The organism is Cysteiniphilum litorale, from assembly GCF_003428165.1.
Taxonomy (GTDB): Bacteria; Pseudomonadota; Gammaproteobacteria; order Francisellales; family Francisellaceae; genus Caedibacter; species Caedibacter litoralis.
Window position 1 is genome coordinate 21,423 of sequence record NZ_QLIQ01000031.1, and the last position, 10,894, is coordinate 32,316.

10 protein-coding genes and 1 tRNA gene are annotated in these 10,894 nt (G+C 39.2%); 6 read left to right on the plus strand and 5 right to left on the minus strand.

The window, feature by feature from the left end; genetic code table 11:
• The first annotated feature begins 139 nt into the window (after window positions 1–139).
• A complete protein-coding gene (locus DNJ75_RS11290; RefSeq protein WP_117003562.1) occupies window positions 140–1,798 on the plus strand; it encodes a glutamine--tRNA ligase/YqeY domain fusion protein in 1,659 nt (552 codons plus the stop codon).
• A 1-nt stretch (window position 1,799) separates the two neighbouring features.
• On the opposite strand, the gene DNJ75_RS11295 is transcribed toward DNJ75_RS11290, so the two are convergent.
• Complete coding sequence (locus DNJ75_RS11295; RefSeq protein WP_117003563.1) at window positions 1,800–2,366, minus strand: DOMON domain-containing protein; 567 nt, start codon at window positions 2,364–2,366, stop codon at window positions 1,800–1,802.
• Between the two features lie 401 nt (window positions 2,367–2,767).
• On the opposite strand from DNJ75_RS11295, the gene DNJ75_RS11300 reads away from it, so the two are divergent.
• Entirely contained in the window at window positions 2,768–4,246 is a 1,479-nt protein-coding gene (locus DNJ75_RS11300) for an oligopeptide:H+ symporter (protein ID WP_117003564.1), read from the plus strand.
• A gap of 150 nt (window positions 4,247–4,396) precedes the next feature.
• Here DNJ75_RS11300 and putP read toward each other — a convergent pair whose 3' ends face one another.
• Window positions 4,397–5,857, minus strand: a complete 1,461-nt coding sequence (gene putP / locus DNJ75_RS11305; protein WP_117003565.1) for a sodium/proline symporter PutP — start codon at window positions 5,855–5,857, stop codon at window positions 4,397–4,399.
• A 111-nt stretch (window positions 5,858–5,968) separates the two neighbouring features.
• On the minus strand, window positions 5,969–6,136 hold the full coding sequence (locus DNJ75_RS15385; protein ID WP_157968315.1) for a hypothetical protein: 168 nt from the start codon (window positions 6,134–6,136) through the stop codon (window positions 5,969–5,971).
• Window positions 6,137–6,291: 155 nt separating this feature from the next.
• On the opposite strand from DNJ75_RS15385, the gene DNJ75_RS11310 reads away from it, so the two are divergent.
• From DNJ75_RS11310 to DNJ75_RS11325, 4 genes are all read left to right on the plus strand, one after another.
• Window positions 6,292–6,366 (plus strand) — tRNA-Arg (locus DNJ75_RS11310).
• 93 nt (window positions 6,367–6,459) lie between these two features.
• Window positions 6,460–8,004 carry a thaumatin family protein gene (locus tag DNJ75_RS11315; protein ID WP_117003566.1) on the plus strand — a complete coding sequence of 515 codons (1,545 nt, stop codon included), beginning with the start codon at window positions 6,460–6,462 and terminating at the stop codon, window positions 8,002–8,004.
• Window positions 8,005–8,041: 37 nt separating this feature from the next.
• Window positions 8,042–8,578 (plus strand): DUF6622 family protein, encoded by a 537-nt coding sequence (locus DNJ75_RS11320; protein ID WP_117003567.1) that lies wholly within the window; start codon window positions 8,042–8,044, stop codon window positions 8,576–8,578.
• A gap of 136 nt (window positions 8,579–8,714) precedes the next feature.
• Complete coding sequence (locus DNJ75_RS11325; RefSeq protein ID WP_117003568.1) at window positions 8,715–9,983, plus strand: cation:dicarboxylate symporter family transporter; 1,269 nt, start codon at window positions 8,715–8,717, stop codon at window positions 9,981–9,983.
• Here the strand turns inward: DNJ75_RS11325 and DNJ75_RS11330 are convergent.
• Complete coding sequence (locus tag DNJ75_RS11330; RefSeq protein WP_117003569.1) at window positions 9,961–10,161, minus strand: hypothetical protein; 201 nt, start codon at window positions 10,159–10,161, stop codon at window positions 9,961–9,963. The two genes, DNJ75_RS11325 and DNJ75_RS11330, sit on opposite strands and share 23 nt — an antisense overlap.
• Before the next feature lie 6 nt (window positions 10,162–10,167).
• Window positions 10,168–10,746: a hypothetical protein gene (locus DNJ75_RS11335; protein WP_157968316.1), complete on the minus strand. Its 579-nt coding sequence runs from the start codon at window positions 10,744–10,746 to the stop codon at window positions 10,168–10,170.
• Window positions 10,747–10,894 lie beyond the last annotated feature (148 nt).

Below are 10,894 nucleotides of genomic sequence, written 5' to 3' on the forward strand. Positions count from 1 at the left end.
TAATAATATGCCAAAGAAAAATGAACAACCCACGCTAACCAACTTTATCAAAATTTTATCGCTTTACTAAGCTTGCTATTGAGCTCGCTGATAAAGCACTTTACAATAACGCGGTTAGTTAAATAAACCTGAGCAAACAATGTCTGAAACTGCACACAAGACCAATTTTATACGTAATATTATCGATAGAGATCTTGCTAACAATAAAACTCATGGTAAGGTGATTACACGCTTTCCACCAGAGCCTAATGGCTACTTACATATCGGGCATGCCAAATCGATTTGCCTTAACTTTGGTTTGGCACTAGCTTACCAAAAAGGACCATGTCACTTACGCTTTGATGATACAAATCCAGCTAATGAAGAAGCAGAGTTTGTTGCAGCAATCAAAGAAGATGTTAAATGGCTTGGCTTTGATTGGGGAGATAATCTTTTTTATGCCTCTGACTATTTTGAAACACTCTACGCGCTAGCGGTTAAGCTAATTACAGAGGGTAACGCCTATGTTTGTGACTTAACAGCAGATGAAGTCCGCGCTCACCGCGGCACACTAACTGAAAGCGGTAAAGACAGTCCATATCGCCAACGCAGTGTTGAAGAAAATTTACAAAAATTTGAACAAATGCGTCAAGGCCTCTTTGATGAAGGCACGTGCACCTTACGCGCTAAAATTGACATGAGTGCCGGCAATATAAATATGCGAGATCCAGCACTTTATCGCATTAAGAAAGTAACGCACCCGCATACTGGAGAGCTTTGGTGTATTTACCCTATGTATGATTTCGCTCATGCTGCCTCTGATGCTATTGAGAGCATCACTCACTCACTTTGCACCCTTGAGTTCCAAGATCACCGCCCATTGTACGACTGGGTTGTTGAAAAGTGTGGATTTGAGAATAAACCTCAACAAATTGAATTTTCACGCTTGAATTTAAACTACACCATTACTAGCAAACGCAAATTAAAATATCTTGTTGAACACAAGCTTGTTTCTGGCTGGGATGACCCTAGAATGCCTACTATTCGCGGATTACGTCGCCGTGGTGTGACACCTGCTGCTATTCGTCGCTTGATTGATCTTGTCGGCATTTCAAAGCAAGACTCCATTACTGATTACAGCTTATTTGAAGAGGTCATTCGTGATGATTTAAATCAAACAGCTGAACGTCGCAATGCCGTATTAAAGCCGTTATTGGTTGAGATCGCTAATCTAGCAAACGAAGTACTCAATGTGCCGAATCATCCACAAAACCCTGATTTCGGACGCAGAGATATTAGCATTTCAAACCGTATTTATATTGAACAAGATGATTTTATGGAGCAATTAGAGAAAGGTCATAAAAAGCTCTCTTTAAATGGACGTGCGCGTTTATTAAATGCCTATGTGATCGAATGCTATGACCTTGAAAAAGATCACTTGGGTAATATCGCCAAATTAAAATGTCGCTATTTACCAGAAACACTAGGTGGCAAAAAACCAAGCGATGGTATCAAACCACAAGGGATGCTCCATTGGGTGGATGCTAATAACTGCATCAATGCTGAAATCAAACAATATGATCGCTTGTTCAACTGTGAAAACCCCGCTGCCTTAGACAATTTAGAGCAAGGCTTAAATCCACACTCTTTAGTGGTTATTAACAATGCCAAGCTTGAAGCTTCATTAGCACAAACTGAAGCCGAAACACGTTTCCAGTTTAATCGTTTAGGGTATTTTTGTGCTGATCAAGTTGAGCATAGCGCTAGCAATATTGTCTTTAATCAAATTGTTAATCTTAGAGATACTTGGGCAAGTTAATTTATTTAGGCAACTTTATCTCCGCACTAGCGCGATACTGATGATAACTAGTGAAATTCTTTGCGCCATTTTTGCCATAAGCCAAAATGATGGGAATATCTTCACCTTGAGTAAACGTATAATTATATTTAGCAGATGATGGCATCATTGGCAGTGTGAAACTAATGGTTGTTTGCCCTTTTTCCACTTTGCCTGAAATCAGTTTAACCTCTGGCGTACCGCCTAAAGATATAACACTCTTGTGTGGTGGACGTCCTTTCACCCCATACTCCTGTGATAACTGCACTTTACCATCGGCATCAACATATCCCAACACCATCATCGCATCTACCATCGTATTGTTAACACCAAATCCGACGGCAACCCATCCCGTTGTCTTGGCACTTAATGTAAACTTGATATTTTTATCTGCTTGCAACTGATAAGACAAGTACATATTCTTCAAATGCAGTGAACACACACCCTCTTTGCACACCTCATTAGGTACTTTGGCACCCGCAAATACAGCTGTCACCATCAAACTGCCTAGCAATACACCTCTTAATATTAATGTTAATTGTTTATCCATTGAACTTCCTTATTTTAGTTAGCGTGATCTGCACCGTCATTTAAACACAGCAACTCTCGTAATACAATTACAGTAAACAGCAAAAACAGTACTAAAAGTTATCATACAAAATGTATCAAATGATAAAGCCACTCAAAAATGAAGTAAATTTACACTTGTTTACTTATTTTCAGTTGATTTTAATCATAAAAGGATTTATAAATACTGCCAGAGCGGAAGAAGTTAAAACTTATATAATCTAGAGAGTTACGATGCATTATTACTAATTATGAGGCGTTGTAACTTTATTGATTTCTTGTTATATACCCATGTGAATCATTTTGCGGTGGTTAGTTGCAAAGTAGTTTGCGATGGGTATAACTTCCGATTCTACATATTATTAAAAATACGGGAGAAACTACATGTCAAATGAGGTTATTGCCTCTAGAGGACTACCCAAACCATTTTGGGTAATCTGGGGAATCGAATTATGGGAACGCTTTGGTTATTATGCAACCCAAGCAATTTTAGCACTCTACTTTGTAAGTCACTTAGGCTTTAGCCAAGAGCTAAGTATTTATACTTTTGGCTCTTTTTCAGCCTTTGTATATGGATTTGTTTGGGTTGGCGGCTATGTTGGTGATAAATACCTAGGTGCCAAGCGTACCGTCGCACTTGGTGCTATTATTTTGCTCATATCATATGTTGCCTTAGCAATGTCAACTAAGGGCACGATATTTTACGCGCTTGGCGGGATTATTGTCGGTAATGCGCTGTTTAAAGCAAATCCATCATCACTTATTTCTAAGTTATATGAAAAAGGTGACCCTGCTTTAGATGGTGCGATGACCTTATATTATATGGCAATCAATTTAGGTTCATTCGTTTCTATGCTAATTGCCCCAGTTGCCGCACAAGCTTTTGGCTGGGAAGCAGCCTTCTGGATCAGTGCTTTTGGCTTATTACTTGGTCTTTTAAACTACTTTGTCTTTTATAAAGTCTTAGGCTCTCTATCGACCGAAGCAGGCGCAAAACCAATGATTTTCGGTCGTTTGATCACCATTATTGTTGCATCAATTGTTGCTGTTATTGTTTTTGGTAAACTGCTACCGCATACAGAAATTTGTTACACGATTGTTTACATTGTTGTTGCAGGTGGTTTCTTATACTTCTTAAAAACCGCCTTAAGCTTAAAAGGCTCTGATCGCATTCGTATGCTTATCGCATTTCTTTTGATTCTTGAAGGGATTGTCTTCTTTGTTCTTTATAACCAGATGCCAACTTCGCTAACATTCTTTGCTGTGCACAATATCGATAACAACCTCTTTGGTTGGACAATTCCTGCAGCTTCTTACCAAGTTTTAAACCCACTGGTAATTATTATTGCCTCACCTATTTTGGCTGTGATTTATAGAAAACTACCAGGAACGCACGTCACAAAATTCTGCTTTGGTATGACATTGTGTGGTCTTGCCTTCTTAGTGCTTTATTTACCACGTTTTACTGCTGCTGAAACAGGTCTTGCCTCACCTTGGTGGATGGTATTAACTTATACCTTGCAATCTACTGGTGAATTGTTAGTTTCTGGTTTAGGTGTTGCCATGGTTGCTGAGCTTTGCCCGCGCGCCATGTCTGGCTTTGTTATGGGTATTTGGTTCTTAACATCAATGTTAGCGGGTCCACTAGGCGCGTTTGTCGGTAATATGACTTCTCCACCAAGTGGTGTAACATTAAGCACATTGGAAAGTCTCCATGTCTATACAGGGGTGTTTGCACAAATCGGTATTGTTACCTTAATTATTGCCGCAATCATGTGGCTATCACGCCCAATTTTGAATAAGTACATCCATGATAAGAAAGAGATCACTAGTGATCATCAAATCAATGAAGTTATCAACTAAATATATTTCCTAAATTCAAGTCATAAGTGCCTATACACATATTATCAGGTGTTTTTTAGATTCTCGGATCAAGTCCGAGAATAACTGCAAGTCGTCATGTTCGGGCATGAGCTGAATATCCATGATGACCAATAAGCCATTGCTTAGTACTTATAGATGATCAAGCATTTGTTGATGGCGTTGATAAATCGCATCACTTGGTGCTTTACTCAAGACACTACCCACATAGATAGCAATACAGGCAAAGATAAAGCCAGGGAGCAATTCATACAATTCAAAAATGCCACCCAAGCTCTTTAAATAAGGCCAGATAATGACAGTTAATGCACCAACAACGATACCGCAAAAAGCGCCAGTTAAATTCATGCGTCTCCAGAAAAGTGACAACACAATAATCGGACCAAATGATGCACCCAGCCCTGCCCACGCATATCCCACAAGATTTAAAATCGAGCTTTTAGGATCAAGCGCCAATAGCACTGCAATAATAGCAATTACAGTGACAATGATGCGACTAATAATGAGCATTTCATTGGCTTTAGCATTCGGGCGAATAAACTTGTGATAAAAATCCTCAACTACCGCACTTGAAGACGCCAGAAGCTGTGCTGAAGCCGTACTCATCGTTGCCGATAAAACTGCTGCTAATAACACACCTGCCACCCATGGATTAAATAATGTTTCTGCTAATACAATAAAAACCGTTTCAGGATTTTTAAGCGTATGTGGCGCGTAATAGGCAATACCAAAAAGTCCAGTAAATACCGCACCAATGAGTGCCACACACATCCATGTCATACAGATAAACTGCGCTTGTGGGATGGTTTTGGCACTCTTAGTTGCCATAAAGCGCACCAGGATATGAGGTTGGCCAAAATAACCTAACCCCCAAGCAAAGAGTGATAACACTCCAATAATGCTTGTGCCTTTAAAGGCATTTAAATATACCGGCGACTGCTGAGAAACAGTGTGTAATGCCTCAGATAAACTGCCAATATGCACCCACACAGTAACAGGCACAATAATCAAAGCAATAAACATCAAAGCCCCTTGGAAAAAATCAATCCATGAGATCGCCAAAAAGCCACCGACACAGGTATAAACCAGAATAATTAATGCAGTAATATAAAGACCTGTGGTGTAATCAATTTTAAAGGTTGAACCAAACAACAAACCTCCGGCAACAAATGCTGATGCCGTATAGAAAGTAAAAAAGATCAAAATCACTAGAGCACTGAGCAGGCGCAGCATACCACTTTTTTCCATAAAGCGATTTTCAAAATACGATGGAATCGTAATTGAATCATTAGCAACTTCAGTATAAACACGCAAGCGCTTAGCGACAAACTGCCAGTTTAAGTAAGCACCCAATGATAAGCCAAGCGGCAACCAGATCTGGTTTAAACCATTAAGCATTACAGCTCCTGGTAACGCAAGTAAAAGCCATGAACTCATATCAGAAGCGCCAGCTCCTAAAGCTGCAATGGGACCACTTAATGAACGCCCACCGAGCATATAATCATGTAGATTTTTTGTGTAAAAATATGAGCAAATACCCAGCCCTAAAATAATGCCGATATACAGCACAAATACAATAACTAAAACCGTCATCCCCTACCCCTTTTATTTTACTTAGCTAAACAAAATGACTATTGACTAAAACGACCTAAAAGTATTTATATCCCTTACTTCTAGTGTCTTTTTAGTACTCAATTATATTGTTTAAGGTTTATTTTTAATGTAATTTGCCAATGACAAACCAATAATCACGACTAATGGAGCAAACACAACCGCCCACGAACCTACAGATCCCATAGATACCTCCAAAAAATTAAAGCCATCCATGCTATGAGTCGTATTTTTTAACGTATTCATTCGCATTTCTGACATTTTTCTACATAACTCTGGGCGAGGATACTGAAAACTTTTACAAATTGCAAATACCAAAACAAGCTTAGTTCAAGAAAATTAATGTTTAAATGTTTCTATATAGCTACTCCACTTGAATATGCTGATCTTTTCAGGCATCATCACCTCATCTTTTTGTCCTGATAGTTCAACGGATAGAACAAGCCCCTCCTAAGGGCTAGATGCAGGTTCGATTCCTGCTCGGGACACCATATTTAAAATTGCGCTTACCTCGTAAATATTTAAATTGGTGCTAGAATCATACTTGCCTATACTAACTAAAGTCATCGCACAAGGAGTTTTTGATGATTCGCAATACACGAATAATTTCCCTAGCCACAATTGGTGCATTTTCACTAATCCTCTTTGGGTGTGGCGGTAGTAGCTCTCCATCAACCACTGCACTCTCACTCACTGGCACGACCAATCAATATTACAACCAAAGCTATACTTATACAGCGACCTTTTCCAATCTTGGGAGCACTCAGGGTACTGGCATCACAAACTGCACATTGAATATTTCAGGAGATGCTAGCGCCTATCTGCAAATTGTTAATACACAAACCACTGCTAATCAATGCATATTTACGGTAAAAGACAGTAATACAACAAATACTAATTTATTAGCCTCACTATCAGCAGCTGCCACCTATAATAATCAAAGTTATCAATCCGCTAATAGCCTTCAAGTGGAAGCATATAGCATCCAAGTCAACCCACCACAGCCAGGAACCACCAACTACTGGCGCTTAAACTTCCCTTCCGGCACGCCTTTACCAAGCTATGTTTATCAAGGTCAGAAATTAATTGCTTATGTTGAAAGCTTGGCACAACCGGTTTTTTTAATGCCAACAAATACAAATGGTACTTTCCAAATCATCACGCCTAATGGCGATGGAACTTACCGAGGTTGTCAGTTGACGATGTCTCAATCAAATAACGTCTCTGGCAGCTGTCCTGGAATTAGCACACCTCAACTCAGTGGTAATGAACTTAATGTTTCTTATGCTGCAGGCACGTTATCAAGTATTACACCACAAGTTACGCCAACGCCCCCAACATACCCACCACGACAAATTGTTTTTATGAATAATCTCACGTTACCGGTTACCATAAAAGTTACCGGCGGTGGTCAAAACAATTCATTCACAGTAAATGGTCAATCAAACTATAATTATTCAATACCAGACGCTGGTATTTCCTCATATAATTTCCAAATTGCTAGTATTAATACACGCAATGTAAGTGATGGCACATATGGTGAATATGCCACACTTTTAGAAGCCACCTATCCTGCACTTACGGATATTCACAACCAAGCAAATATTGATATTTCAATGGTCAATGGCTATAACACACGCTATAAGCTCTACCCTCAAGCAGGAACTTATTTTACTTATGATTTTGCACTAGGTGACACCACACAGGCAGTATCTTATTTTGATGAACAAATCCCTGCATCCACATTAAACCCGTCAAATATTTCACTGGAGCAATTATGCCAAACCATTGATAGCGGTATGAAAGCTCAGCAACCACAGTTCAACAGTACTAATTTTATTGCGACATCATCATCAAGCTTTGCTGGCTGCTATAGCCCAGGGTCAGTAGCTAGTGTTGCCTTTGGTCCCACGTCTAATATTTTTCAGCAATATGGTTGCGTTGGTGCTTACAACACACCGGCAACATGTACAATTGGCGCTAATTCTAGTTATGTTAGTAATATTCATGCCAATGCCTTTCGCGGCTATGCTTACCCTTACGATGATTGGTTTGCTGATTATTCTGCTGATCGCCACACCTCTTTAGTATTTGAAATATTGAGCGCACCCAATGGCTTAGCAAACTAACTAGAATTAAGTGAAATAAGTTAAAGGAGTAATATCAATGAACACAACGACAATTAGTTTTTGGACCATGCTTATTTATACCCCATGGTGGGTTTATCTGATTTTTATTTACTGTCTTGTGATTGGCATCAAAGCGACTAAGCCGCGCACGGTATCACTAACGAAACTATCCATTATCCCAATTATTTTTACCTTATTGTCACTTGATACCTTAATTAGTGTATTTCCGCTAACATTAACCAATATTATCATCTGGATTATCGCTATACTCATTGGCATTGGTATTGGACTAATTATTGCTTTAAACGGTAAATATGATGTGATCGTCAACAACAAATCTATCCATTTTCATGGTGGTTGGTTCACTTTCGTGTTATTGGTCATCATCTTTATCAGTAAATACGACGTAAACTATAAGCTTGCATTGGAACCCGCGCTTGCTGATCAATTTACTTTTAGTCTTATTAGTCTCAGTGTCTCGGGAATATGTAGTGGTCTGTTTGTTGGACGATTGATTGGTTACATCAAGCGCTATCGTCAAGCCAAACAAGCGATCAATAGCACATATAACTGACCCATCTCATTAATCAGTTTTTCTTATACTGTTAATAAATAATATATCGACTGTTTGTTTTGCTATCGTCCAACAACTCGCCTATCATTATCCAATGATTATCTTTATCATTTTACAACCATACGGAGCCCTCTACGTGATCACAACTATTTTTTTGCTGATATCAATCCTATTGGCACTGGCACAATTTTATAAAATCAGTTTTAACATTCGTGCCGTCGCCTCTTTAGTCATCGGTGTTGCCTTTGGTATTATTTTACGGCTATTAAATCAAAATAGTGGTGATGACACCTTGCATAGTCTCTTAAATTTAGTTAGTGATACTTATATTAGCTTACTTAAGATGTTAATTATCCCACTGGTATTAACTGCCATTATCCATGCGATCGTTAACCTGCGTCATCACCAAGGATCTTATCTGATTAAAATGGTGACAAAGGCGGTTGTCATTATTCTGCTTCTTACTGGTATCAGTGCAGTTATTGGCGGAATGGTCGGATCATGGATGCATATTGGCTTTGGCATGTCATTCTCTGGTGCTTTAAACACCCCTGAAGCACATAGCCTTGTGGATACGATTACCGGCATGTTACCAAGCAACCCAGTCACGGCAATGGCAGATAATAATGTCATTGCCGTTGTTATTTTTGCCGCTTTGATTGGCTTTGCCACGTTAAAGCTTCATCAACAGGAAAAAGAAATCGCTGCCCCTTTTATTAGCTTTATTCACTCAGCATTCTTTGTTGCTAAAAAGCTTGCCAATATGATTATCGCTCTGACACCTTATGGTGTCTTTGCATTGATGACACAAATGACACTTGATCACGGATTAACAACCTTGATGCAGATGATCAACTTTATTGCTGCGATGTATATTGCCATGCTTATTGTTATCGTTATGCATACCATATTGATTACTCTAAGCGGGGTTAATCCAATTCATTATTACAAAAATGTTTGGCGCGCATTACTGGTTGCCTTTACCACACGTTCAAGCTTTGGCACATTACCGGTGACCATGGATGCCTTAGGCAATCGCTTAAAGCTCTCTGAAAGTGTTTCAAACTTTACACCAAGCATAGGGGCGACCATTGGTATGAATGCTTGCGCGGGTATTTATCCAGCAATGCTTGTTGTCATGACCCTAACGATTATGGGTGAGCCAATTACTTGGCAAATCATCCTATTAGTTGGAGCGATTAATATGATTGCTTCATTAGGTGTCTCTGGCATCCCAGGAACCGCCTTTATTGCAGCAGGGGTTACCTTTGCAACGCTTGGATTACCATTTAATATCATCGCGCTTGTGCAAGGCGTTGACCCGATTATTGATATGGGACGAACTGCCACCAATGTTAATGGGGTGATGACAACAGCAGTTATTACCGATAGAACAACACGATAAATGCCTGCTCTAAATCAGTTGAAATAGTAACTGTCTGTTGAGCAGCGTCATATTCATAATCACCATCAATAACCGAACTTCCTTGTACCACATATTGACCTGGTTCTAAATTCAATGTCAGATTTGAATTACCCGCTTCTTTCGTTGCGACAGTTACACCATCTTTAATAAAGCTCAATACTGATTAATCAGCTCCAGCTAACCCTGAAACATTAACGGTTAATTGCTGAGGTTGAATGATTGGCGTAATATCTGCACTGACCTTAATTTGGTAATTTTGCTGATCACTTTGTAGCGTAATATCATTACTACTAAATTTGAAATCATACATCTGCCCATCAATCGTTTGCTCATTGATTGCAAAATGATAAGTATGACCATCCGTCAAACTGATGCTTTTAGTGCCATTATCCCAGCCGATTGCTAGCGTTTGCGTTTGACCTGATGTTTGATCAACAATATTTAATTGAAGTGGCAAAGCACCTTGCGGTTTAGCAACACCTAAAGTAAATGTTACATTTGATGACACATTTTGTGGTGCTGTATAGGTTATTTTGTCATTTGTGATTTCATTGCTTTTAATCGCAACATCACTGGATGATAGTTTGAGCACACCATGCTGAGCAGTATGAGCAAAAATCAAGTACTCACCAACAGGCAAAGTTACCTTCCCACCCATTTTGACTAAATCGCTTTGTGAGAATGTTTTAACAACTGCATTTGTTGATTTGTTATTTAACCTCAGTTCGGAATTACGGTTCATAAAACACTCAATCTTTTCTGGCCCACAATAGAGATAGGATCGATAACCCATGCAGCAAGGCATGCCATCAAATGTGTGCATGCATTTACAGGTGAGCGATGCCTTGTATGCCACAACATTAAACTATTTTTCAAATGATCAAATAGAG